Origin of the sequence: Parerythrobacter aestuarii (assembly GCF_030140925.1) — a bacterium.
In the GTDB taxonomy this organism is placed as follows: Bacteria; Pseudomonadota; Alphaproteobacteria; order Sphingomonadales; family Sphingomonadaceae; genus Parerythrobacter; species Parerythrobacter aestuarii.
Genome location: NZ_JARBWD010000001.1, coordinates 2,108,400 through 2,131,161, shown reverse-complemented (window position 1 = coordinate 2,131,161; position 22,762 = coordinate 2,108,400). Strand labels below are relative to the sequence as shown.

General features: G+C 62.7%; 22 protein-coding genes. 9 read left to right on the top strand and 13 right to left on the bottom strand.

All coding sequences use genetic code 11. From position 1 onward, the window contains the following. Positions 1 to 299 precede the first annotated feature (299 nt). The 7 genes from QPW08_RS10385 to rpsF form a co-directional block, all read right to left on the bottom strand. Positions 300 to 1,070, bottom strand: coding sequence for an SDR family NAD(P)-dependent oxidoreductase (locus tag QPW08_RS10385; RefSeq protein WP_284125741.1), 771 nt, complete (start codon positions 1,068 to 1,070; stop codon positions 300 to 302). Positions 1,071 to 1,108: 38 nt separating this feature from the next. After that, a complete protein-coding gene (locus tag QPW08_RS10380; RefSeq protein ID WP_284125740.1) occupies positions 1,109 to 2,590 on the bottom strand; it encodes a methyl-accepting chemotaxis protein in 1,482 nt (493 codons plus the stop codon). Further along, the gene (locus QPW08_RS10375; RefSeq protein WP_284125739.1) at positions 2,587 to 2,922 is read right to left on the bottom strand and encodes a hypothetical protein; all 336 of its coding nucleotides are present in this window, start codon (positions 2,920 to 2,922) and stop codon (positions 2,587 to 2,589) included. Before QPW08_RS10375 ends, QPW08_RS10380 begins: the two co-directional genes overlap by 4 nt. A 68-nt stretch (positions 2,923 to 2,990) precedes the next feature. Then, the gene (locus tag QPW08_RS10370) at positions 2,991 to 4,433 is read right to left on the bottom strand and encodes an AMP nucleosidase (protein ID WP_284125738.1); all 1,443 of its coding nucleotides are present in this window, start codon (positions 4,431 to 4,433) and stop codon (positions 2,991 to 2,993) included. Between the two features lie 131 nt (positions 4,434 to 4,564). Continuing rightward, a complete protein-coding gene (rplI, locus tag QPW08_RS10365) occupies positions 4,565 to 5,209 on the bottom strand; it encodes a 50S ribosomal protein L9 (protein WP_284125737.1) in 645 nt (214 codons plus the stop codon). A 12-nt stretch (positions 5,210 to 5,221) separates the two neighbouring features. Continuing rightward, complete coding sequence (rpsR, locus tag QPW08_RS10360; protein ID WP_011414399.1) at positions 5,222 to 5,446, bottom strand: 30S ribosomal protein S18; 225 nt, start codon at positions 5,444 to 5,446, stop codon at positions 5,222 to 5,224. Then, positions 5,446 to 5,811, bottom strand: coding sequence for a 30S ribosomal protein S6 (gene rpsF / locus QPW08_RS10355; RefSeq protein ID WP_284126336.1), 366 nt, complete (start codon positions 5,809 to 5,811; stop codon positions 5,446 to 5,448). The genes rpsR and rpsF overlap by 1 nt, the downstream gene beginning before the upstream one ends. A gap of 199 nt (positions 5,812 to 6,010) precedes the next feature. Between rpsF and QPW08_RS10350 the strand changes: the two genes are divergently transcribed. Further along, the gene (locus QPW08_RS10350; protein ID WP_284126335.1) at positions 6,011 to 6,979 is read left to right on the top strand and encodes a DUF808 domain-containing protein; all 969 of its coding nucleotides are present in this window, start codon (positions 6,011 to 6,013) and stop codon (positions 6,977 to 6,979) included. Position 6,980: 1 nt separating this feature from the next. Next, positions 6,981 to 7,619: a glutathione S-transferase family protein gene (locus tag QPW08_RS10345; RefSeq protein WP_284125736.1), complete on the top strand. Its 639-nt coding sequence runs from the start codon at positions 6,981 to 6,983 to the stop codon at positions 7,617 to 7,619. On the opposite strand, the gene QPW08_RS10340 is transcribed toward QPW08_RS10345, so the two are convergent. Next, the gene (locus QPW08_RS10340) at positions 7,616 to 9,046 is read right to left on the bottom strand and encodes a glutamate ligase domain-containing protein (protein ID WP_284125735.1); all 1,431 of its coding nucleotides are present in this window, start codon (positions 9,044 to 9,046) and stop codon (positions 7,616 to 7,618) included. The genes QPW08_RS10345 and QPW08_RS10340 overlap by 4 nt on opposite strands. 123 nt (positions 9,047 to 9,169) lie before the next feature. Between QPW08_RS10340 and QPW08_RS10335 the strand changes: the two genes are divergently transcribed. The 6 genes from QPW08_RS10335 (at position 9,170) to QPW08_RS10310 (ending at position 14,627) form a co-directional block, all read left to right on the top strand. Next, a complete protein-coding gene (locus QPW08_RS10335) occupies positions 9,170 to 10,000 on the top strand; it encodes an LD-carboxypeptidase (protein WP_284125734.1) in 831 nt (276 codons plus the stop codon). Between the two features lie 27 nt (positions 10,001 to 10,027). Continuing rightward, entirely contained in the window at positions 10,028 to 10,966 is a 939-nt protein-coding gene (gene fabD, locus QPW08_RS10330) for an ACP S-malonyltransferase (protein WP_284125733.1), read from the top strand. Beyond that, a complete protein-coding gene (gene fabG / locus QPW08_RS10325; protein ID WP_284125732.1) occupies positions 10,966 to 11,721 on the top strand; it encodes a 3-oxoacyl-[acyl-carrier-protein] reductase in 756 nt (251 codons plus the stop codon). The genes fabD and fabG overlap by 1 nt, the downstream gene beginning before the upstream one ends. A gap of 179 nt (positions 11,722 to 11,900) precedes the next feature. Beyond that, positions 11,901 to 13,028 (top strand): DNA polymerase III subunit beta, encoded by a 1,128-nt coding sequence (gene dnaN, locus QPW08_RS10320; RefSeq protein ID WP_284125731.1) that lies wholly within the window; start codon positions 11,901 to 11,903, stop codon positions 13,026 to 13,028. A gap of 13 nt (positions 13,029 to 13,041) precedes the next feature. After that, positions 13,042 to 13,497, top strand: a complete 456-nt coding sequence (locus QPW08_RS10315) for a hypothetical protein (RefSeq protein WP_284125730.1) — start codon at positions 13,042 to 13,044, stop codon at positions 13,495 to 13,497. 47 nt (positions 13,498 to 13,544) lie between these two features. Continuing rightward, positions 13,545 to 14,627, top strand: coding sequence for a DUF2855 family protein (locus QPW08_RS10310; RefSeq protein WP_284125729.1), 1,083 nt, complete (start codon positions 13,545 to 13,547; stop codon positions 14,625 to 14,627). Positions 14,628 to 14,761: 134 nt separating this feature from the next. On the opposite strand, the gene QPW08_RS10305 is transcribed toward QPW08_RS10310, so the two are convergent. Together QPW08_RS10305 and QPW08_RS10300 are read right to left on the bottom strand one after the other, a co-directional pair. Continuing rightward, positions 14,762 to 15,772: a zinc-dependent alcohol dehydrogenase family protein gene (locus QPW08_RS10305; protein WP_284125728.1), complete on the bottom strand. Its 1,011-nt coding sequence runs from the start codon at positions 15,770 to 15,772 to the stop codon at positions 14,762 to 14,764. Continuing rightward, positions 15,769 to 17,523, bottom strand: a complete 1,755-nt coding sequence (locus tag QPW08_RS10300) for an N-acyl-D-amino-acid deacylase family protein (protein ID WP_284125727.1) — start codon at positions 17,521 to 17,523, stop codon at positions 15,769 to 15,771. Before QPW08_RS10300 ends, QPW08_RS10305 begins: the two co-directional genes overlap by 4 nt. Positions 17,524 to 17,595: 72 nt before the next feature. Here QPW08_RS10300 and QPW08_RS10295 point away from each other — a divergent pair, with 72 nt between their 5' ends. Then, complete coding sequence (locus QPW08_RS10295; RefSeq protein WP_284125726.1) at positions 17,596 to 18,504, top strand: alpha/beta fold hydrolase; 909 nt, start codon at positions 17,596 to 17,598, stop codon at positions 18,502 to 18,504. On the opposite strand, the gene QPW08_RS10290 is transcribed toward QPW08_RS10295, so the two are convergent. The 3 genes from QPW08_RS10290 to QPW08_RS10280 form a co-directional block, all read right to left on the bottom strand. Next, the gene (locus QPW08_RS10290; RefSeq protein ID WP_284125725.1) at positions 18,470 to 19,984 is read right to left on the bottom strand and encodes an MFS transporter; all 1,515 of its coding nucleotides are present in this window, start codon (positions 19,982 to 19,984) and stop codon (positions 18,470 to 18,472) included. The two genes, QPW08_RS10295 and QPW08_RS10290, sit on opposite strands and share 35 nt — an antisense overlap. Positions 19,985 to 20,137: 153 nt before the next feature. After that, a complete protein-coding gene (locus QPW08_RS10285) occupies positions 20,138 to 20,992 on the bottom strand; it encodes an alpha/beta fold hydrolase (protein WP_284125724.1) in 855 nt (284 codons plus the stop codon). A gap of 40 nt (positions 20,993 to 21,032) precedes the next feature. Next, positions 21,033 to 22,718, bottom strand: a complete 1,686-nt coding sequence (locus tag QPW08_RS10280; RefSeq protein ID WP_284125723.1) for a PHA/PHB synthase family protein — start codon at positions 22,716 to 22,718, stop codon at positions 21,033 to 21,035. Positions 22,719 to 22,762 lie beyond the last annotated feature (44 nt).

Genomic DNA, 22,762 nt, shown 5'->3' with positions numbered 1-22,762 from the left:
TGGAGGTCCCGCATCTAGGCGACGTGCTGATTGAATGGCGCAGTCCCTTGAAGACAGACAGGCTACGGATCGATCTCGGATGCGATCCTGAGGCGAAAGCTGAGGCGATCGATCACCTGACTACAGCGCCCTCTCTGCTGGGCATCGACTATTACGATTATCGAGCGACTACCGAAAAGCCGTCACCCTGAACTTGTTTCAGGGTCCATCTCTCCACCTTCGTAGGCGGTGCGGGCTGACGAATGGATGCTGAAACGAGTTCAGCATGACGAGTGAGTATAGGGCCGACTAGCGACCCCTCAAGCATTCCGCGCCATCAGCCCGCCATCGACGGGGATCACTGCGCCGGTGATGTAACTGGCCGCCGGGAGCACCAGTGACAGCGTCATATGCGCCACTTCTTCCGGTTCGCCGTAGCGTTTGAGGGCAGTGCGGCGCTTGGCGAAGATCACCTTGTGCTCGTCGGGCACGCCCTTCGTCATCGCGGTGCTGATCGGGCCGGGACAGATGCAGTTGCAGGTGATGCCTTCCGGGCCGAGATCGACCGCGAGGCCGCGGGTCAGGCCCGTCACCCCGGTCTTGGCCGCGACATAGGGCGTGTCGCCGGGCGTCGCGCCCAGGCCTTCGGTGCTGGCGATATTGACGATTCTGGCCGCGTCGCTCTTGCGCAGGTGCGGCAGGGCAGCGCGAACCATGCGCTGATGCGCGGTCAGCATCACTGCCAGCGCGCGGGCGAAGGTGTCGTCATATTCCTCGTCATCAAGCGCGCAGAAGCTCGAAACCCCGGCATTGTTGACGAGGATGTCGACGCGTCCAAAGTCCTCGGCGATCTGCGCGACGACCCGCGCAATTGCATGCTTGTCCGCCACATCGAGCGCATAGGCCCGCGCGCCTTCGCCACACTCCGCCGCGACCGCCTCGCAGGCGGCAAGGTCGAGATCGGTCACCGCCACCCTCGCGCCCTCGGCTGCAAAGAGCTTGGCCGTCGCGCGGCCCATACCGCTGGCGGCCCCGGTAACGATGGCGACACGCCCGGCGATCGAGCGGGAGCGGTTGGGTGTATCGGTCATCCTGAAAGCCTAGCCAGCCGGATGACAATGGCAAGCGCTCAAGCGACCTTGATGTTCGCCACAAAGCGGTTGGCCGAGCTTTCCAGCGAGCGGATGTTCTCCAGCAGGCCTTTCACCGTTCCGCGCGTGTCGCTGAACAGCTTCTCGGTCGTGCTGGCGTTCTGAGCCAGGGACGCACTGCGGCGGGCCATTTCGTCGGTCCCCTGCGCGGTTTCGCTGGCGTTGCTTTCGATGCTGGCGGCAACCGAGCGCTGGCTGTCGACGTCGTTCTTGATCGCGGCGGCAGAGCGGGCAACTTCGGCAATGGTCTCGCTCAGCTCGGCAAAGCTCGTTTCCGCTTCCAGCGTGCCCGATTGCACGCCTGAGAGAAGCTCGTCGATCTGGTCGGTCGCACGCGCGGCCTGGTTGGCCAGGTCCTTGACTTCCTGCGCCACTACCGCAAACCCGCGCCCGGCATCGCCTGCCGAAGCGGCTTCGATGGCGGCGTTGAGCGCTAGCAAATTGGTCTTGGCGGCGACGCTGGCGATGGACTTGGTTGCTTCGCCGATGGTCATGGAATGGCCTGAAAGGCTGCCGACTGCTGCGACGCCAGAGGTCGAGCGTGCACCCGCAGTGCTGGCCAATGTATCCTGCTGGCCCGCTGTCACCGCGATATTGCTGATCGAGTGCGAGAGCTTGGTTACGCCGTGGGCGACATGCCCGGCGGCATTGGAAACCTGCGACGCCGATGCGGCGACTTCACTCGCTTCACGGCCCGTGTCCTTCACGGTCTCGTCAAGCGTGTCCATGGCGCGGTCGAGTTCCTCGGCGCTCTTCGCAACCGAAGCTGTCAGCTCAGCGACCGATGATTCGAACTCCTGTGCAATGCGGAGCATATCCGCCCGTCGACTTTCAGCCTGTTCGAGCTCGGCTTGCACGCGAGCGGCGCGTTCCTGGTCGGCCTGCCGCAGGGCATCGGTCGCTTCGACCTTGGCACGTTCGCTTTCGACTACTGCCTGGCCCAGTCTCGACAGGACCGAGCCAAGATGCATCGCAAGGTAAGATAGCGCCCCGGCCTGGAGCACAACAGCGAGCGCGTGCACCAGAACGCGTTCGATCCCGCCTCCACCGGAGAAGACCCAGGTCGGCGAAAGAAATGCCAACAGCAAGTGGTGCGCGGCGATGGTCGCTGCCGCCAGCAGGATCGGACGCGGGTCGCACAGGATCGTGAGCACCGCGAGCCCGACGAAGAAATACATGTGCATGTCGATCTGCCACTCCGCCCCGCGCATGGCGTAGAGCAGCAAGGCAGGTTGTAGCGCCGCCATCAAGGCAACCGCATAGCGAGCGGATACATCGGCGCGCTTCGTCAGGGTAGCCAGCGTAGGAAGCAGGTTGAGCAGTGCGCTGATCCCGCAGGCGACCAGCGCCTGGCGGCCCATCGGCACGCTCAGCAAGCCTATGGCGAAGGTCGCGCCCCAGCCGCCCAGAGTGATCCACTTCACGCCTTGTTGGCGCAAGCGATCGAGTTCGTTGGTCATGTGGTTTGAATTCCGATGCAGCCGCTGTCCTGGACGGCGAGGGCGAGGATTCCATGGTCGAGCAGGAGGGGGATCCAATCCGGGCGCTGGCCCTGGATGACCAGCCCGCCCGAAATAGGTGCCATGGAGATGATGGAGCGGCCGTCGGAAGTAGCGATCCGCGCAAGCTCGTGCTTGCCGGCTTCCGTGACCGGGTAAAGCGCCATCTGCCCTTGCGCAGGCGGCGTGAGGAGAAGCGAGCCGATCGCCGCTGTGCACAGCGCCAGCTGGCCAAGCCCGAACAGGCGCACAGGCCACGGCCGCGCGTCTTGAGTGCGATCGATCGATATCATCGAGCGCGCTAGTCGCAGGGAAGGTCTTTAAATCACGTTAAGCTAAGTAACACATACTAATACGGCGATTACCGGAACGGCGGCTCGTTGAAGGCGCGCAGCTTGCGACTGTGCAAACGGTCGCCTTCGTCGCGCAGGCGTTTGCAGGCTTCGATGCCCATTTGCAGGTGCGCGGCGATGGCTTCTTCATAGAACTGGTTGGCCTGCCCGGGCAGCTTGATCTCGCCGTGAAGCGGCTTGTCGCTCACGCACAGCAGCGTGCCGTAGGGGACGCGGAAGCGATAACCCTGCGCGGCGATGGTGGCGCTTTCCATCTCGATGGCGATGGCACGGCTCTGCGAAAAACGCATCGCGCTGGACGAATAGAGTAGCTCCCAGTTGCGATCGTCGGTGGTGACGACGGTGCCGGTGCGCATACGCTGCTTGAGGTTGGAGCCTTGCTCGCCCGAGACTTGCTCCGCCGCACCGGCCAGTGCCTGCTGCACTTCGGCAATCGGCGGGATCGGGATCTCCGGCGGCAGCACCGCGTCGAGCACGTGATCGTCGCGTAGATAGGCGTGAGCAAGCACGAAATCGCCGATCTTCTGGCTGGAGCGCAGGCCCCCGCAGTGGCCGATCATCAGCCAGCTGTGCGGACGCAGCACTGCAAGGTGATCGCAGATGGTCTTGGCGTTGGAGGGGCCGACCCCGATATTGACCAGCGTGATCCCGGTCTTGTCACCGCGCAAGAGGTGATAGGCGGGCATCTGGTGCTTGCGCCAGGCGGTGTCGGACAGTTGCTCGCGGGCGTTGTCGGTCCGCTCGCCAATGTCGAGTCCGCCAGCGCCTGTCAGCCCGGTGTAGCCGTCGCTGCCGATCTGCTGCGCTGCCCAGTCCACGAATTCATCGACATAGCGATGGTAGTTGGTGAACAGGATGAAGTGCTGGAAATCCTCCGTCCGTGTGCCGGTGTAATGGGCCAGCCGGGCTAGCGAATAATCGGTGCGCAGGCCGTCGAACAGCGACAGCGGCATGGCCGTGCCATCCATGTCGAAGATCTCATGCCCGTCGGCCAGTTCGTCCCCGATCAGTGCGAGATCGGTCGAGGGAAAATGTTCGGCCAGTTCCATCGGCGCGATCCCGGCCATCTTGGCCCCGGCATCGCCATCGAGGACGTAGGGGAACGGTATTTCCTGGTCCGAACGCGTGACTTCGAGAGTCACGTCATAGTCGCTGGTGATCAGCTCCAGTTGTTCAGTAAGGTAGCTTTCGAACAGCGCCGGGCGGGTGATCGTGGTGACGAAAGTCCCGGCTTGCTCCAGCCGTCCGAATGCCCGCGAGCGGTCCGAGGGGTTGCCCTTGCCGGCAAAGTGCAGCCGCAACTCGGGGTAGGAATAGCTGCCATCGGTGCGGCGCGAAGCAGGAGGCAAGGTGCCGTCCTTGGCATAGGCGAGCACGTCTTCGCGCAGGGTTATGGTTGCCGCATCGAAAACGCGGTGGAGGTCTTTGATGATGTTGGAAACAGTCTGCATGACCAGCCCCTAACGCCTTTTTGTGACAATTCAAGCGGTCGGACCCCTGCTCGCCAGGTCTGTGCCACGCATAGAAAAAGGGCGCAGCCCGCATAGGCCACGCCCTTTTTGCAACCCGAAAGGCAGGTAAATCAGCCTTCGGTGGTTTCTTCGCCGTCTTCGGCAGAGGCTTCAGTCTCAGCGCCATCTTCCAGCAGTTCAGCGGGGATCTCGCCCGGCTCGAGCTGAGCGGGAATCGCAGTCGCCGCAGCGGCTTCCTCGATTTCCTTCTGCTCTTCTTCGAACAGCTGGGCGAGCACGTCCACGCCCTGGCTCTGCAGTTCGGCTTCGTCGTCCGAACGGGCGACATTGGCCTTGACGGTGATGTGGACCTCGGGGTGGAGCGCGATGGTGACATCGTGCATGCCGATGGTCTTGATCGGGTGACCCATCACGACCTGCTTCTTGTCGATCGCGTGGCCCTTTTCTTCGAGACCGGCAACGACGTCACGCAGGTTGACCGAACCATAAAGCTGCCCGGCGTTGGACGAAGCACGGATCAGGACGATCTCGGTGCCAGCGACCTTTTCGCCCAGCTTTTCGGCTTCGCTGCGCTTCTCGGCATTTTCCTGCTCGAGGCGTTCACGATTGGCTTCGAAGACCTTCTTGTTGGCTTCGTTGGCACGCAGGGCCTTCTTCTGCGGGAGCAGGAAGTTGCGGGCGTAGCCGTCCTTCACGGTAACAACGTCACCGATCGAGCCGAGGTTGCCGATGCGTTCGAGGAGAATGATATCCATGATGCCTTCTCCTTACTTCACGATGTAGGGCAGCAGGCCGATGTGGCGCGCGCGCTTGATCGCCTTGGCGAGCTCACGCTGCTTCTTCGCGCTGACGGCGGTGATGCGGCTGGGGACGATCTTGCCACGCTCGGACATGAAGCCCTGCAGCAGGCGCGTGTCCTTGTAGTCGATCTTGGGTGCATTCTTGGCCGAGAACGGGCAAGTCTTGCGGCGACGGAAAAACGGGCGGGCCATCAGTTGCGCTCCTCGCGTTCGCGACGCTTCTTGCTGTCGCGGTCGTTCTTGCGCATCATCACGCTCGGACCTTCTTCGTGCTCTTCGACACGGATGGTCATGTAACGGATGACGTCTTCGTTGATGCGCGTCTGGCGCTCCAGCTCGGCAACGACGCTGCCGGGGCCTTCGATGTTCAACATCACGAAGTGCGCCTTGCGGTTGCGGTCGATCTTGTAAGCCAGGTTCTTCAGGCCCCAGGTTTCGGTCTTGGTGACCTTGCCTTCGTTGGCCTCGACAATTTCAGTGGCGGTAGCCGCCAGCGCGTCGACCTGAGCCTGGCTCAGATCCTGACGCGCGAGAAAGATATGCTCGTACAGAGCCATCTCGCGTCCTTTCATTTCCACGCCGATCGCTGGCTTGTCCCACACCGCGCGGGGGCCCCTCCGGCTTTCTTCGTTTCCGAGCCCTGAAGCACGGAAGCGGCGCACATAGCGGGATCGGCGCATAATGCAAGCCTTGCCTCGCCGCCATTGCGCAGGCAGTGCGGCGTTCGAGACACGCTTTACGAATGGGAGAATGCCTGTGCCCGGTGGCCTGATGGCACTGTTAGACGATGTTGCGGTGATTGCGCGGGCAGCGGCGGCTTCGATCGACGATGTCAGCGTCGCGGCGAGCAAGGCGGGCACCAAGGCCGCCGGAGTGGTGATCGACGATGCCGCAGTGACGCCGGGTTATGTCACAGGCCTCTCGCCTGCGCGGGAACTGCCGATCATCTGGAGCATCACCAAGGGCAGCCTCAAGAACAAGCTGATCCTGCTGTTGCCAGGGGCATTGCTGCTCAGTTGGCTGTTACCTCAGGCGATTACTTACATCCTTATCATGGGCGGCAGCTACCTTTGCTACGAAGGCGCTGAGAAGGTGATGGAAAAGCTGGGTGAGCCGAAGCATGGCAAGACGCTGGAAGATCCGATCGAGGACGTGGAGGAGTTCGAGAAGAAGCGGATCAACGGTGCGATTCGGACCGATCTGATCCTTTCTGCCGAGATCATGGCGATATCGCTGAACGAGATTGCCAAGATCAGCGATGAATTCTGGATCCGCGCAGCAGCGCTTGCTGCGGTGGGGATCGCCATCACGCTGGTGGTTTATGGCGCGGTCGCCCTGATCGTGAAGATGGATGATGTCGGCCTGCATTTGAAGGAAGAAGGTGGCGAGGCAGGGCAGAAAATCGGCGAGTTCCTGCTGTTGGCGATGCCGCGGCTGCTGGTCGCGCTGTCGTTCATCGGGACCATCGCGATGCTGTGGGTTGGTGGCGGGATCATCCTGCACGGGCTGCACGAGATCGGGATTCACGCCCCGTCCGACCTTGCGCACAGCGTTCAGCACGCCGTCGAGGAAACGACGGGAGCGCTTTCGGGCGTGCTGGGCTGGACGACCTATGCCGGCCTCTCGGCTATCTTCGGCCTGGTCCTGGGCGCGATCATCGTGTTTGTGCTGCACCATGTGCTGAAGTTCGGCGCGCATGGCGATGATGGAGCTCAGGCGCATTGAGATGACGGCGCGTCCTATCCTCCATACCTGCCGTGGCTCGCGCGGGCTGCGCTGCACCTGGGCTGCAGAGGAAGCCGGGGTCGATGTCGAGCTCAGGCTGCTCCCGTTTCCTCCGCGCTTCAAGGCGCCGGAGTACCTGGAAATCAACCCGCTGGGGACGATCCCGTTGTTGGTCGATGGCGACTCGCGGATGACCGAGAGCTGCGCCATCGCGCACTACCTAGCGACAAAGGACGGCTATACCGACCTGGCCATCGCGCCCGGTGAGCGGGACTATGCCGAATATCTCGACTTCACCTATCACGCCGATGCGACAATCACTTTCCCGCAAACGGTCTACATGCGTTTCGCACTGTTCGAGAAGGACAAGGGCTGGGCCGAAGCGGGCGACGCCTATGCCAAGTGGTTCTGGAAGCGGCTGATCAAGGTCGAGCAGCGGCTGGAGGGTCGCGAGTTCTTGTGCGCCGACCGCTTTACCGTCGCCGATATCTGTGTCGGCTACGCGTTGATTCTCGCGCGCAGCGTAGGCCTCGACGAAGGGGTGCCAGAGAGCCTCAAGGCCTATCGCGAGCGGCTGGAAGCGCGCGAAGGCTACCAGCGAGCGGTCGAACGCGAAAAGGCGGGACCGGCGTCGGTCTAACCCAGTCGCACCAGGATCGACGCCGCAAATTCCGTCAGCGTATCGTCGCGCGCGCCCATTACCACTATGCGGTCGCCCGGCCTGGCATTGGCGACAAGGAAATCGCCGCAGCCTTCGCGGGTATTGATATGCAGAGCTTTTCCGCCCGCCTTGGCGATTAGGTCGACGATGCGCTCGCTGCCTTCGCTGCGGTCGACTGTGCCGCCGAAATAGACCGGGTCGCACAGCAGCGTGAGATCATCGGGCCCCAGTTCATGGGCAAAGGTTTCTGCCAGTTCTGCACCCATCTGCCTCAAGGGCCCGTAACCATGCGGCTGGAAGAAGGCGAGCACGCGGCCCGGATGCGCCTTGAGCGTGCGCAAAGTGGCGCGGCATTTCTCCGGGTTGTGGCCGAAGTCGTCGATTACCGTCACGCCTGAAGGACTGGTGCCGACGATGTCGAACCGGCGCGCGAGGCCCTTGAATTCGCTCAATGCCGCGACAGCATCGGAGACGGGCACGCCAGCCGCACTCGCCCCGGCGATCGCGGCCAGCGCATTGGAGAGGTTGTGCAGTCCCGGCATATGCAGCACCAGCGCATGCTCGCTGTCGTCGTGTCGATCGATCACGGTCGCTGCCTGCCGGGTCGGGCCATCCGCATGGCTGCCTTCGACGATGCCGATGCTCGCGCCCAGATCATCGATGGCAAATGTGATCGCGTGTTTTGCGCGGCCTTCCAGTTGCAGCGCCTCGTCGTCATCAGCGTTGATGACAGCCACGTCCGAGGCTGCGACGTAGTCACCGAACAGCTGGCGCAATTCCTCCATGCTCTTGTGATCGAGGCTGACGTTGAGGAGGACACCGACCGTGGGCTTGTAGGACGCAATCGACCCGTCGCTTTCATCCACCTCGGACACATAGAGGTTCGCGTCGCCCACCGCCGCGCTGGCGAAAGGGCGCTCGGGAGAGACGAAGTTCTTCATCACCGCGCCATTCATGATGGTCGGATCGCGCCCGGCATGGTGCAGGATCCAGCCAAGCATGGCGGTGACCGTGGACTTGCCGCTGGTCCCGGCTACGGCGATCCCGGTCTCGGCAGAATTGAACAATGCGGCGTTGAGATCGGCGCGGGTCAGGCGCGGCAGGCCGAGCTCTTTCGCGCGGACGATTTCAGGCACTGTGTCTTCAACTGCAGCGCTTGCAACCAGCACCTGCTCGGGCCGGGTGATCCCGCTGCCGTCCTGCGGGAAGAGCTCGAAGCCTTGCGCCTCCAGCGCGGCGAATTTCTCCGGTGTACGACCCTGGTCGCGGCTGCGGTCGGACCCGGCGACTTCGGCGCCGCGCCCCTTGAGGATTGCTGCCAGCGGCTGCATCCCCGAGCCGCCGATGCCGCAGAAGAACCACGGGCGCGCAGTGAGGTCGGCGGTCGGATCGGGCAGGTCGGTCATTGTAATCCCGAGTGATTTCCCGCGCAGGCGGGAATCTCATGCAGTTGAGGCGGAACAGGCGGACTGAGGTCCCCGCCTACGCGGGGACTCGCACTTTGTGAAGCGAATGCTAGACCGTTGTCCATGACCCGCATCGCCATCTGCGCCCCGGCCACGGCCATCACCCGCGAACACGCGGAAGCCGCGCATGAATTCGTCGCCGCTGAGTATCCCCAGCACGAGCTGTGGTTTCATGACCAGTGCTTCGAAACCTACGCGCATTATGCCGGGGACGACCTGACCCGGCTCAGTGCGCTGGTCGACTGCGCCAACAACCCCGAATTCGACGCCGTGTGGTTCGCCAAGGGCGGCTATGGTTCAAACCGTATTGCTCAGGCCGCCATCGCCCGCATGAACGATGCCGCGCGCGAGAAAACCTATGTCGGCTATTCCGACATGGGCTACATGCTCGCCGCGCTCTATCGGGCGGGAATCGGCCAGCCTGTGCACGGATCCATGCCGGTGAGCGCGCGCAGCGAGCGCGGCAGGGTGGCGCTGCGCCGCGTGCTCAACTGGTTTTCCGGCGATGCCAGCGGGGTCGAACCCTCGGTCGATGGCAAGACGCCGACGGTCGCCTTCAACCTCATCACGCTGGCGATGCTGGTCGATACGCCGCTGCTACCGGATCTCTCCGGCCATGTCGTGATGGTCGAAGAAGTCAGCGAGCATCTTTACGCTATCGATCGCCTGTTCTTCAGCCTTGCCAATACTTTGCCGCGCCTTGCAGGATTGCGGTTGGGCTACGTTACAAACGTGCCCGAGAACGACCGGGATTTCGGCCAGACGCCCGAAGAGATCGCGCAATTCTGGTGCGACAGGGCGGGTATTCCCTACCTCGGGCGCGCGAAGATAGGGCATACGGTCGACAACCATGTCGTGCCGTTCGGGGTTGCGAGTCCGCCGCAGCCGACCTAACCGGCTCTCCAAGACAGGAGATTACCAATGCGCGCATTTATCTTTCCCGGGCAGGGCAGCCAGAAAGTCGGCATGGGGGCAGACCTTGCCGTCGCTAGCGCCGCCGCTCGCGAAGTGTTCGAGGAAGTCGACGAGGCGCTGAGCCAGACGCTCAGTACCATCATGCGCGAAGGGCCCGAAGCGGATCTGACGCTGACCGAAAACGCCCAGCCGGCTATCATGGCTAATGCCATCGCCACGCTGCGGGTCCTGGAGCAGGAATTCGGTGTGTCGCTGGCTGACAAGGGCGATTGCGTTGCTGGTCACAGCTTGGGCGAATACACTGCGCTGTGTGCTGTTGGCGCGTTCTCGCTGGCCGACACGGCTCGTCTGCTGAAGTTGCGCGGACAGGCAATGCAGGCGGCAGTGCCGGTTGGCGTAGGCGCGATGGCCGCGCTGCTCGGAGCCGATATCGAGAAGGCGACTGCTCTCGCCGCAGCCGCCGCACAGAGCGAGGTCTGCGAAGTGGCCAACGACAACGATCCCACGCAGGTGGTCATCTCCGGCCATCGGGGCGCGATCGAGCGGGCCATCGAACTGGCGAAAGAACACGGGATCAAGCGCGGCATCATGCTGCCCGTTTCTGCGCCATTCCACTGCTCGCTGATGCAGCCTGCCGCAGATGCCATGGCAGCCGCCTTCGAAGATACCCCACCGCAGAGCTTTACTTTGCCGGTATACGCCAATGTCACCGCAGCACAGGTCACCGACGCCGATGCAGAGCGCGACCTGCTGGTCCAGCAGGTGACGGGCCGCGTCCGTTGGCGCGAGAGTGTCGAAGCGATGGCCACTGCGGGTGTGACACATTTCGTGGAACTCGGCGGCAAGGTCGTTGGCCCGATGGTGGGCCGCATCGCCAAGGATGCTGCCGTGACCAGCGCTATCACAATGGAAGACCTGGAAGCCCTCGCAAAGGAGATTGGTTGATGTTCTCGCTTGAAGGAATGACCGCCCTCGTGACCGGAGCAAGCGGCGGGATCGGCTCCTCCATTGCGCGGGCGCTTGCCCGTCAGGGTGCGCGGCTGGCGCTGTCGGGCTCGAATCCATCGAAGCTCCGGTCTTTCCGCGAAGAGCTCAACAGCGAGTTCGGACACGATCATGTCGAGATCACCTGCAACCTTTCCGACAGCACGCAGGTCGAGGAGCTGATTCCGGCGACAATCGATACGCTCGGCAAGATCGACATTCTCGTCAACAACGCCGGCATCACGCGTGACAACCTCGCCATGCGGATGAAGGACGAGGAGTGGGACGAGGTTATGAAGATCAATCTCGAATCCGCCTTCCGCCTGATGCGTGCTGCTGCGCGGCCGATGATGAAGGCGAAGTTTGGACGGATGATCTCCATCACAAGCGTGGTCGGAGCGACCGGAAACCCAGGCCAAATGAACTATGTTGCGGCCAAGGCCGGGCTCACCGGCATGTCAAAGGCACTGGCACAGGAACTTGCCAGCCGTGGCATCACCGTGAACTGCGTCGCCCCCGGCTTTATCCGTACCGCCATGACCGACCAGCTGACCGACGACCAGAAGGCGGCGATCAACGCCCGCATCCCCATGGCCCGCATGGGCGAAGGCGAGGATATCGGCGCTGCTGTCGCCTACCTTGCCAGCAAGGAGGCGGGCTACATCACCGGCCAGACGCTGCATGTAAACGGCGGCATGGCGATGGTGAGCGCCTGATCGGGTCCGAATTTGGGGACAACCTCGTGGTTATCCCCAAGGAATCCCGCCGCTTGGGCGATACTCCTTGCGGGGCTTCGCAGGTGCGCTAGGGTTTAGAGGCAATTTACCCGGCGCCCGGGGCGATTCCGGTGGGGTTTTTGCACCTGTTGGGCGCCCCTGAAACGAGAGAAAGACCGATGAAGGCCACCATCGAACGCGCAACGCTCCTCCGTTGCCTCTCCCATGTCCAGTCGGTTGTCGAACGCCGCAACACCATTCCGATCCTCTCGAACATCCTGATCGAGGCTGGCGAAGGTGGTGCGGTCAAGGTGATGGCGACCGACCTCGACCTGCAAGTGGTGGAAACCATGGCTGCGGCGGGCGTCGATGCCGCCGGTTCGACAACGGTTTCCGCCCACCTGCTGTTCGATATCGCGCGCAAGCTGCCCGATGGCAGCCAGGTCAGCCTGGAAACCGCCGACAATCGGATGACGATCAAGGCCGGGCGCAGCCGCTTCCAGCTGCCGACCCTGCCGAAGGATGATTTCCCGGTTATCGTCGAAGGCGATCTGCCGACCAGCTTTGAAATCCCGGCCAAGGTGCTGGCCGAGCTGATCGACCGCACCCGCTTCGCCATCAGCACCGAGGAAACCCGCTATTACCTCAACGGCATCTTCTTCCACGTTTCGGATGAAGACGAGCCTGTGCTCAAGGCCGCCGCCACCGATGGCCACCGTTTGGCGCGCTACACCATTGCGCGCCCCGATGGTGCCGACGGCATGCCCGACGTGATCGTGCCACGCAAAGCCGTGGCCGAGCTGCGCAAGCTGCTGGAAGAGCGGATGGACGGCAATGTGCAGGTCGATCTTTCGGCCAGCAAGATCCGCTTCACGCTCGGTGGGGAGGGCGGCACCGTGCTGACCTCCAAGCTGATCGACGGGACCTTCCCGGACTATACGCGCGTCATCCCGACCGGGAACGACAAGCTGCTCAAGGTCGACCCGAAGAGCTTCTTCGAAGGTGTCGACCGCGTGGCGACCATCGCCACGGAAAAAACCCGCGCGGTCAAGATGGGCCTCGATGCCGACAAGGTCACGCTTTCGGTCACTTCGCCCGACAACGGCACTGCGACCGAGGAACTCGCTGCCGAATACAGCAGCGATGGTTTCGAGATCGGCTTCAACGCCGGTTACCTCAAGGACATCCTCAGCCAGATCGACAGCGATACGGTCGAACTGCACTTGGCCGATGCCGGCGCCCCGACTCTGATCCGCAAGGACGAGAACAGCCCGGCGCTCTACGTGCTGATGCCGATGCGGGTGTAGGACCCGGGCGAGGATGGATCCGCTCCCGATCGTCCTCACTCTGTTTCCGATTGTCTTTGCCGGTCTCTGGCTGCTGATAAGCTCGCTGCTCATGCGCATGTCGGGTTGGTATGCGCTTGAAGAGCGGTTTCCCGATGATGAGCGCGAGGAATTGCTCCTCTCGTTGCCGATGCAGTCGGCTATCTTTGGTGGATCGGCCTTCGGTGGGGTCAATTTCAACGGCTGCCTGACGCTGCAGGTCTGCACAGGTGGCCTGAGGTTCAAGGTCTGGAAAATCTTCGGGCCCTTTGCGAAGCCTTTCCTGGTGCCGTGGCGTCACATTGCGACCAGCCATGCGCGCGTGTTCCTGTTCTCCTATGTTCGTCTTGGCCTGGGTTCACCTGAAGAAAAGGGCGTCAAGATTCGTCCGCGTACTGCGCGCCGGATCGAGCAGGCTTCGCGCGGCCAATTTCGGCTGCAGGTTGACTAGCGCGGCGCGGCAACCGATGGATTGGGGAAACCGAGAGGAGCCCTCGCATGACTCAAGCCGTCCACGTCCAGAAGGACGAACTGGCCACCACTGCCATCGCTGACATTGCGGACGTGCCGCTGGCAGAAGGCGCTGTGAGGCTGGAGATCGAGAGTTTCTCCGTCACCGCTAACAACGTCACCTACGCCGTGGTCGGCGACGGGTTCGGCTACTGGAACTTCTTCCCCGCGCCGGATGGCATGGGCATCGTTCCGATGTGGGGCCACGCCCGAGTGACCGAGAGCAATTTGCCCGACATCGCCGTGGGCGAGCGGGTCTATGGCTACCTCCCCATGGCGACCCATCTGGATGTCGTGCCGGGCAATGTCTCGAAGAGCAGCTTCGTCGACACGGCCGCACATCGCCAGCCGATGAGCCCGATCTACAACCAGTATTCGCGCCTCGCCGCCGATCCCGAGCATGATCCCGCGCGCGAGGGCGAGCGGATGATCTTCGGCCCGCTGTTCAAGACCGGCTTCCTGATCGAGTATTTCATGCGCGGGCAGGACTGGTTCGGGGCCGGGCAGGTGATCCTGACCAGCGCCTCCTCCAAGACCGCTATGGGCCTCGCGGCGGTGGCGAAGCAACGCTCGCCCGGCATCAGGCGGATCGGGCTGACCTCGGCGGGCAATGTCGATTTTGTGAAGGGCACGGGGATGTACGACGAAGTCGTGGCTTATGGCGATGTGGGATCACTCGAAGTGGTGCCTACGGTAACCGTCGATTTCGCCGGCAATGCGGGATTGCTCGCCAGCCTGCACAAGCACTTCGGGGACGACCTCAAATACTCCTGCCTTGTCGGTGCGACCCATGTCGAGGATCGCGGCGAAGGGATGGGCGCAGGAGCAGACTTGCCCGGCGCAACCCCGACGCTGTTCTTCGCGCCCGACCATGCCGTCGCACTGTTCAAGGAGCTTGGGCCCGAGGGTGCGGGCAGGCAGATGGCCGAAAGCTGGGCTTATTTCCTCGACGCCGCCAGTGGCACCATCAGTATCGACCGCCGCCAGGGCCTCGAAGCGGCGCGGAACGCCTATCTCGAGACACTGGCGGGCAAGGCCGATCCGTCAGTCGGGATCGTGATCGAGCCCTAAGCTTGTTGGCCTCAGCGCCCATCCCCGTTCGCCCTGAGCCTGTCGAAGGGCAGGCACCACCGTTCGCAATGGCAATGGCTGGGCTTCGACAAGCTCAGCCCGAACGGGCTTTGCATGGGTGTTAGTGGGTCAGATCAAATATCGACGCAGATCTTGCCGAAGTGCTTGTTCGCTGCCTGGTGGGCGAAAGCTGCGGCGAGGTCCTGCAGCGGGAAGTGATCGGAGATCACCGGCGCGATGCCATTGGCTTCGATGGCGGCGATCATGTCGAGCTGCTGCGCGCGGCTGCCGACGGTGAGGCCCTGCAGGCGTTGGTTCTTGCCCATCAGCATCGCGGTCGAGACATTGCCGGCCATCCCGGTCAACACCCCGATCAGCGCGATGTGCCCGCCGACACGGGTGGCGATGATCGATTGGTCGAGCGTACCCGGACCACCGATTTCAACCACGCAATCAACACCGCGGCCGCCAGTCAGCTCGAGTGCCTTCGCACCCCAGGCTTCGGTTTCCTTGTAATTGATCAAGTGGTCTGCCCCGAGGTCCTTGAGCCGATCGAGCTTCTCGCCCGAAGAGCTGGTCGAGATGACGGTCGCACCAGCCATCTTGGCGAATTGCAGTGCGAAGACCGAGACCCCGCCGCTGCCCTGCGTCAGGACGATGTCGCCGGGCTTGATGGAATTGTCGACAAACAGCGCGCGCCACGCTGTCAGGCCGGCGCAAGTCAGGGTCGCGGCCTGTGCGGCGGAGTAGCCCTTGGGTGCCTTGGTGAACCAGGTGGTCGGCGCAGTGATGGCTTCGCGGGCGTAACCGTCAATCCCGTCGCCGGGGACACCGGTGAAGGCAGTCGTTGGCGGTGCGCCGTCGAGCCAGCTCGGGAAGAAGGTCGAGACGACATGGTCGCCGACCGCATACTCGGTGACACCTTCACCCACCGCAGTCACTTCACCAGCACCATCCGACATCGGGATGCGGCCCTTTGCCGCCGGGATCATCCCGACCACCACGGCAAAGTCATGGAAGTTGAGCGAGCTCGCCTTCAGCCGGACAGTGATTTCGCCCGGCCCGGGCGCTGGAGCTTCGTCGATATCGACATATTCGAGGGTATCGAGCGAAGAGGGCTGAGCGCCCGTGCGGATTGCTTTCATTCTGCTGCCTCTGCCATTTCTACACGCTGAGGCCCGCGGATCAGTCCGCCCGGCGTGGCCCCCGTCCATTTACCGTCCCGGAACGTAATGGTTCCGTTCTTGATGGTGGCGACATAGCCATCGGCCTTCTGCAGCAGCCGCTTGCCGCCCGCCGGCAGGTCGAACGCAAGCCATGGCTTGCCGAGCTTGAGCCGCTCCATGTCGATGATATTGAGGTCGGCAAGGTAGCCGGGCGCGAGCACGCCGCGATCCTCCAGCCCATAGAGCTTGGCGGTGTCCCAGCATTGCCGCTTGATGGCGTTCTCGAGGCTGATGGTGGCGCCGCGCCTGCGATCACGGACCCAGTGCTGGAGCATGAAGGTAGGTGAAGCCGCATCGCAGATGGTGCCGCAATGAGCGCCGCCGTCCGAGAGCGAGTTCACCGTGTCATCGCTGTGCTGCAGGGGCAGCAGGAATTCCAGGTCGCCATCGGCATAGTTGAGGATCGGGAAGTAGATGAAGCCTTTCCCGTCATCGCGGCAGAGCATGTCATAGGCATACTCTTGCGGCGCGACTCCGGATGCGGTGCCGCGCGCCTGAACGGTCGCATCCTGTGGCGGTTCGTAGTCGAAGTCCTCATCCATTTCGAACATCAGGCCCCAGCCGTTGGTGAGGGCGAAAATGACTTCCTTCACGTCTTCCGCGACTTCGGAATAGTCGTTGGGTTCGGCCAGCAGCTGCGCCTTGAACGCAGGGTCGAGCAGCTTCGCTTTCTTCTCGTCCCATGGCAGTTCTTCCATCGCCTGCCAGCTGGGGCGCAGGACGAACGGGTTCACGGTCCCCTGCCAGGCCATGATGATGCCGTTGCCGCGCAGCGCGATCTGCGCGACGATGTTGGCACCATTGTCGTTCTCGGCGCGCATGTTGCTGATCTGCTCGTCGAGCGGCTGTTCCTTGGCGATCGATTGCAGCGCGGCGAAGGTCACCGGCAGGCCGGTCTCGCGGCTCAGATTGCCCATCCACTCGAACTCGTTCCATTCGCGGCGCAGGTCGCTGGCCATTTCGAACACGCCATGGCCCGCGCGGCCCATTGCCCGACCGAGTTCGACCAGTTCTTCTGCAGTGGCGGTGGTGCCGGGCACCAGCACGCCGTTGACGTCCTTGTGCAGCACAGTGCGGCTGGTCGAAAAGCCCAGCGCGCCAGCGCGTACGCCGTCCTCGACGATCTGCGCCATCTGGCGGATGTCGTCTTCGGTGGGGACGGCACCGGGCTCCTCGCGCTCTTCAAGGACATAGGCCCTTACTGCTCCATGCGGCACATGGGTGCCGACATCGACCGTGCGCGGCATTTTCTCAAGCGCGTCGAGATACTCGGGGAAGGTCTCCCATTCCCAGGTGATGCCTTCGGCCAGCGCGGTGCCCGGAATATCCTCGACGCCTTCCATCAGCTGGATCAGCCACTCGTGCTTGTCGGGCTTGGCGGGCGCAAAGCCGACGCCGCAATTGCCCATCACCACCGTGGTGACGCCATGCCAGCTGGAGGGGGCCATTTCCTGGTCCCACGTGGCCTGGCCATCATAGTGGGTATGAATATCGACGAAGCCGGGGGTGACGACCATGCCTGTCGCATCGATTTCTTCAGCGCCGCTCCCTGCGACTTCGCCAACCTGCGCGATCAGGCCGTCCTTGATGGCGACGTCGCCAGTGAAGCGCTCTGCCCCGGTCCCGTCGACGATGGTTCCGCCACGGATGACAAGATCGAAATTGGCCATTGTGCTCTCCTCTCCCATTTCTCTTTGCAACTGATGTAGCACATACAATCGGGCGGTGGTAAGCCCGCAAATATGGAGAGGCAGACAAGCTGGACGCCCGATGCGGCGAGCGGGATCACCATCGACTGGGTCGATGCCAATGGGCTGACCTTCGAGGTCGCAAAAGCGGGTGAGGGTGAGCACCTGGCGCTATGCGTGCACGGCTTTCCAGAGCTGCATTACAGCTGGCGCCACCAGATGCAGCATCTCGCGAAGATGGGTTATCGCGTATGGGCACCCAACATGCGCGGCTATGGGGAAACCACGCGGCCTGAGGGCATTCGTAGCTACGCGCTCGACCATTTGACGCAGGACCTCGCCGCGCTGATCGATGCGAGCGGTGCGACGAAAGTCACTCTCATCGCGCACGACTGGGGGGCGATCGTGGCCTGGGCCTTTGCCATCCTGAGGCTGCGCCCGCTGGAGCGGCTGGTGATCATGAATGTCCCGCATCCTGCCGTGGGCCAGCGCGAGATCAAACATTGGCGGCAGTTCAAGAAGAGCTGGTATATCTTCTTCTTCCAGCTGCCATGGTTGCCGGAGAAGATGCTGGGGCGCGGCGGCAAGGGCCGGGCGATCGGCCAGCTTTTCCAGCGTACCAGTTGCCACCCTGAGCGGTTCGGGCGCGAAGTGCAGGAGGTCTACAGCCGTGCTGCGGCCAAGCCCGGCGCTCTGACGGCGATGTTCAACTACTACCGCGCCTTGCTGCAGTGCCGGAATACCATTGACGTTGGCGACATGCGCATCGAAATCCCGACCTTGCTGGTGTGGGGCGAGGAAGATGTCGCGCTCAACATCAAGTGTACCGAGGGAACCGAAGAATGGGTCCCGCAGATCACCGTGAAGCGGCTGCCGGGAGTCTCGCACTGGGTCCAGCAGGATGCGCCAGACCAGGTCAACGCGATCCTCAGTGACTGGCTGCCGGACTACTCGGCATCCTGATCGAGAACAGCACCGCCAGCCCGATCACGAACAGCATGGAGATCGACGCCATGCCGATGCGCTGGCTGTTCGACCACAGCGTGAAGTATTCCACCAGCAGCGGCCCCATCCACACGGTGATCGTTCCGGCAATGGCATAGAGCCCGAAGAATTCGCCGCTGCGGCCGGATGGAGCGAGCGCGACCAGCATGGTCCGGCTGGAGGATATGCTCGCCGTCGCCGTCACCCCGACGATGCCGATGAGGCCAAGGTAGACAAGGTCCGACAGGGTCTGGAAAACGGGCCCGTCCCAGACCTGGTAATTGGCGATTGCGCCAAAGAACAGGCTCTCCTGCGTGATGGACAGTTGCACCAGAAGAGTCAGCACCATCCCGAAGATGACAAGGATCAGCGCGTATTTCACGCCGACCTTGTTCTCCAGCCACCCGCCGAACAACCCGCCAAGGAAGGCCCAGGCCGAGGCGAAGATGGCGTAGCAGAGCATTTCCAGGAAATTCCATTCGAGGAACAGAGCGACATAGACCGCACCCAGCGCCAGCAAGGCCGCCATGCCATCGGCGTAGAACATGCGTGCCAGCAGGTATTTGAGCAGCTCGCGATAGCGGGTTGCCTCGCGGAAGGTCTGGATCACGCTGCGAGCCCCGGTCCTGACCGCCGTGGCCCAGCTTGCGCCCGGCACGCCCGGATCGCGGGCATTGAGGAAGAACGGAATGGAGAACACCGCCAGCCATACCGCGCAGATGGGGCCGGCGATGCGGGCATGTTCGAAACTGGCGAGGTCGATCCCGAACAATGGTGCTGCAAATGGCCATTGCATCGTACCGGGGAGGATGAAGAGCAGCGCCATCGCGGCAAAGATGAGAACCCCGCCCAGGTTACCGAGGCCAAGACCGAGGCCCGAAATCATGCCCAGCCGGTTGGGCTCCCCCGCCACGCTCAGCATCGCATTATGGGTGACTTCGGAATAGGTGTAGCTGACATAGGCCACCACCAGCAGCGCCATGATTGCGCCGACCGGCAGCCCCTGTCCGCCCGGCATGGCGAACCACAGCAGGGCCGAACAGGTCACGATCGAACCCAGGAAAATGGCCAGGATCGGCTTCAGCCGTCCGCCGCGATCGAGTGCAGCGCCGAGGAAGGGGGCGGTCAAGGCCGCGATAAAGCCGGCCCATTTGGTGACCGAAGCAATGGTGGCCTGGCCTTGTGCATTGGCGGTGGCGCGCGCGGTATCCGGATCCAGCCCGTCAAGCGTCCCGCTGGCAAGCAGGTCCGCCCCGATGATATCGCGCGCGAAATAGGGCGCGAAAATATAGATGACGATCAGGATGTAGTACGGGTTGCGCGCCAATTCGAAGACTGCCCAGGCAAAACCCGTCTTGCCCATCGCGCCGCCGATACCCGTACTGGGTCGGGCCGTCGTTTCCGGATGATGAGGATCGTTGAAGGCATCGTCATGATGCGCAGGGGTGGTGACCGTCACAGGCGTTGCGTGCTCCCGAATGCGAGCGCGCGGTGATGGTCTACGCCACCCAGGCCAAACGCTCCTCTCCGGGCGGAGGCGTGTCACATGCGCAGACGGCTGTCTAGCGAATAGGTTTCAATGCCGCACCTGCACCGACGAGCGACAGGGATGTCAGGCAGCTTCGGCTTCGTTTGCCTCGACCCCATCGAGGAACCCACGCAGCTCGGCAATGCTCTCGTCGGCATGAGTCAGCAGGAACAGGTGCCCGCCACCCTTGACGGTGTAGAGACGGCTGTTGGGGATCAACGTGTTGAGGAACTTGCCATTGATGGGCAGTACGATCTGGTCGTCATCGCCCATCATTATCAGCGTTTCCTTGGTCAGGAACGGCAGCGCAGGGGCGCTGGTCCAGCCCAGCATGCATAGCAGCTGGTAGACATAACCCCTTGGGGAAGGTGGCTTGAGGCGGCCAATATGGCTGTCCTTCTGATGCTCCGCGCCATCGGCATCGATGCCGCCATAGAGCGTGGCGAAATGCTCGTTCATGAATTCGGGGTCGATGTAGCGGCGCGGGTCGGCCATCTTGGTGAAGGCGGCGGGGTTGCCCGGTACCATCAGCATGCCCGCAGTGGTGGCGATCAGCGCCAGCTTGCGCACGCGCCCGCCGTGCTGGAGCGCGAAATGCTGCGCCATCGCGCCGCCCCAGCTGATGCCGACCACGTCGACCATCTCGATGCCATACTTGTCGAGCAGGCTGGCGGTGGTCCAGCTCATGGTGAAGGGATTGTAGGGCACGACCGGATCAGGCGATTCCCCGACCCCGGGCATGTCGAACATGATGAAGCCGCGATCGTCGAGCGCTTCGGCCAGCGGGGCGACCGCCTCGATATTGGCGCCAATGCCATTGAAGAACAGGACCGGCGGGTGATCGGACGGCTCATCGAGCCGCCAGGCTGCCACCCGCAATGTCCGTCCACCGACTTCTACCATCGAGATATCGGCGGTAAGTTCCTGCTTCTTCGTCAATTTCGATCCCCCTGCGCAGCCCGGCAGGGAGCCGGACCGGTTAGACCTCCTCCACTACGTAGAGACCGGGGGCCGGGTCCAGCGGTTTGTACTCCGCATTCCCCAGTTCCTTGGGTGCCGCGTGTTTCTTGCCACTGCGCTTTTGCACCCATTCCATCCAGTAGGGCCACCAGCTGCCGGCCATTTCCTCAGCCCCGGCCTGCCATTCGTCGGCGGTTGCCGGCAGCTTCTTGCCGTTGTTGAGGTAGTAGCGCGCCTTGGGGTTGCCCGGCGGGTTGAGGATCGCCTGCATGTGGCCCGAATGCGAGAGGACGTAGGTGATGTCCTTCGACCCGAACAGCTGCGTCGAACGGTAGGTCGCCTTCCACGGCGTGATGTGGTCGGTCACGCCGCCAAGGATGAAGAGGTCGCTCTTCACCTTGCTGAGATCGATCTTGTGATCGCACATCTCGACTTCGCCTTTCTTGGTGAAGGCCAGCGTCTCGAAAATGGTCAGGAAATCGCCCATCAGTGCGGCTGAGAGGTTGGTTGCGTCGGCATTCCAGAACAGCACGTCGAACGCAGGCGGATCGTCGCCCAGCAGGTAGTTGTTGATGACGTAGTTCCAGATCAGGTCGTTGGGTCGCAGCCAGGCGAAGCCGCGGGCGAGGTCGTCGCCCTTGATGATGCCCTTCTTGGCTGCGCGACGACGTGCGAGTTCCAGGCCGTTCTGGCTGATCAGTGAGCCGGCTTCGATATCGTTCTGTTTGGGGTGCAGCACGCACACCATCAATGTGAGCGCGCCAAGCAAATCATCCTTGTCGCTGGCCATCTTGCTGGCCAGCATGGTTGCGGTCTGCCCGCCCGAACAACCGGCCGAGACATTGACCTTCTTGGAGCCGGTGATGGCGCTGACCGCCTCCATCGCTTCGCGGCAGGAACGGACATAGTCGGCCATGTCCCAATGGCCCTGTTCCTTCGACGGATTGCGCCAGCTGATGACAAAGGTCTGGACGCCATTGTCGAGCTGGTACTTCACGACCGACTTCTCTGGCGAGAGGTCGTTGATGTACATCTTGTTGATCTGCGGCGGGATCGTCAGCTGCGGGATCTCGTAGACCTCGTCGGTGGTCGGAGCGTAATGGACCAGCTCCATCATGTCCGTCCGCAGCACGACCGAGCCTTTGGAGGTGGCGACATTTTCGCCCAGCTTGAACGGACGCTTGTCGACCTGGCTCACCATGCCCTTGTTCTGGGTCAGGTCGGTGTAAGCGTTCTTGAGACCCTTGATCAGGCTGAGCCCGCCGCTGTCGATCAACCGCTTCTGGGCGGTCGGGTTGCCCATCAGCGTGTTGGTGGGGGCGAGCCCGTCAATGATGATGTTGGAGATGAACCGGGCACGGTCCTTCTCCAGTTCGTCCAGCTCAAGCTCCTCGAGCCATTTCGACATGCCTTTCTGCACGGCAAGGTAATACTGCATCCCGGCGCGCATGAACGGATTGTATTGCCAGGCCGGGTCCATAAAACGCTTGTCACGCGGATTGGGCGCAAGCTCGCTCTTGCCGGTCATGATCTTGATCATGTCGCTGCCCATTTCCTGCCCATGGCGCATCAGACGCTGGGGGTCGGAAGCGGTTTCGCGCAGCAGGACGGCGACGGCGCCGAAAATATCCTCGCGCGTCAGGCCAACGAGCGGGCCGAGCGCGGTGGTGTACTGAGCGGCTTCATCTTCGAATTCTACGGCCATCTTCGGGCTCTCCTTGTCTTGCGCCTGCAGCGATTGCGCGCGGG

Excerpts from the sequence above, each read along its gene's own strand:
- QPW08_RS10335 (WP_284125734.1), top strand. The coding sequence starts at position 9,170 with ATGACCCGCATCGCCATCTGCGCCCCGGCCACGGCCATCACCCGCGAA.
- fabD (WP_284125733.1), top strand. The coding sequence starts at position 10,028 with ATGCGCGCATTTATCTTTCCCGGGCAGGGCAGCCAGAAAGTCGGCATG.
- QPW08_RS10310 (WP_284125729.1), top strand. The coding sequence starts at position 13,545 with ATGACTCAAGCCGTCCACGTCCAGAAGGACGAACTGGCCACCACTGCC.
- QPW08_RS10280 (WP_284125723.1), bottom strand. The coding sequence starts at position 22,718 with ATGGCCGTAGAATTCGAAGATGAAGCCGCTCAGTACACCACCGCGCTC.
- QPW08_RS10315 (WP_284125730.1), top strand. The coding sequence starts at position 13,042 with ATGGATCCGCTCCCGATCGTCCTCACTCTGTTTCCGATTGTCTTTGCC.
- QPW08_RS10370 (WP_284125738.1), bottom strand. The coding sequence starts at position 4,433 with ATGCAGACTGTTTCCAACATCATCAAAGACCTCCACCGCGTTTTCGAT.
- QPW08_RS10340 (WP_284125735.1), bottom strand. The coding sequence starts at position 9,046 with ATGACCGACCTGCCCGATCCGACCGCCGACCTCACTGCGCGCCCGTGG.
- rpsR (WP_011414399.1), bottom strand. The coding sequence starts at position 5,446 with ATGGCCCGCCCGTTTTTCCGTCGCCGCAAGACTTGCCCGTTCTCGGCC.
- QPW08_RS10305 (WP_284125728.1), bottom strand. The coding sequence starts at position 15,772 with ATGAAAGCAATCCGCACGGGCGCTCAGCCCTCTTCGCTCGATACCCTC.
- QPW08_RS10295 (WP_284125726.1), top strand. The coding sequence starts at position 17,596 with ATGGAGAGGCAGACAAGCTGGACGCCCGATGCGGCGAGCGGGATCACC.
- rpsF (WP_284126336.1), bottom strand. The coding sequence starts at position 5,811 with ATGGCTCTGTACGAGCATATCTTTCTCGCGCGTCAGGATCTGAGCCAG.
- QPW08_RS10375 (WP_284125739.1), bottom strand. The coding sequence starts at position 2,922 with ATGATATCGATCGATCGCACTCAAGACGCGCGGCCGTGGCCTGTGCGC.
- QPW08_RS10380 (WP_284125740.1), bottom strand. The coding sequence starts at position 2,590 with ATGACCAACGAACTCGATCGCTTGCGCCAACAAGGCGTGAAGTGGATC.
- fabG (WP_284125732.1), top strand. The coding sequence starts at position 10,966 with ATGTTCTCGCTTGAAGGAATGACCGCCCTCGTGACCGGAGCAAGCGGC.
- QPW08_RS10300 (WP_284125727.1), bottom strand. The coding sequence starts at position 17,523 with ATGGCCAATTTCGATCTTGTCATCCGTGGCGGAACCATCGTCGACGGG.
- QPW08_RS10385 (WP_284125741.1), bottom strand. The coding sequence starts at position 1,070 with ATGACCGATACACCCAACCGCTCCCGCTCGATCGCCGGGCGTGTCGCC.
- rplI (WP_284125737.1), bottom strand. The coding sequence starts at position 5,209 with ATGGATATCATTCTCCTCGAACGCATCGGCAACCTCGGCTCGATCGGT.
- dnaN (WP_284125731.1), top strand. The coding sequence starts at position 11,901 with ATGAAGGCCACCATCGAACGCGCAACGCTCCTCCGTTGCCTCTCCCAT.
- QPW08_RS10345 (WP_284125736.1), top strand. The coding sequence starts at position 6,981 with ATGACGGCGCGTCCTATCCTCCATACCTGCCGTGGCTCGCGCGGGCTG.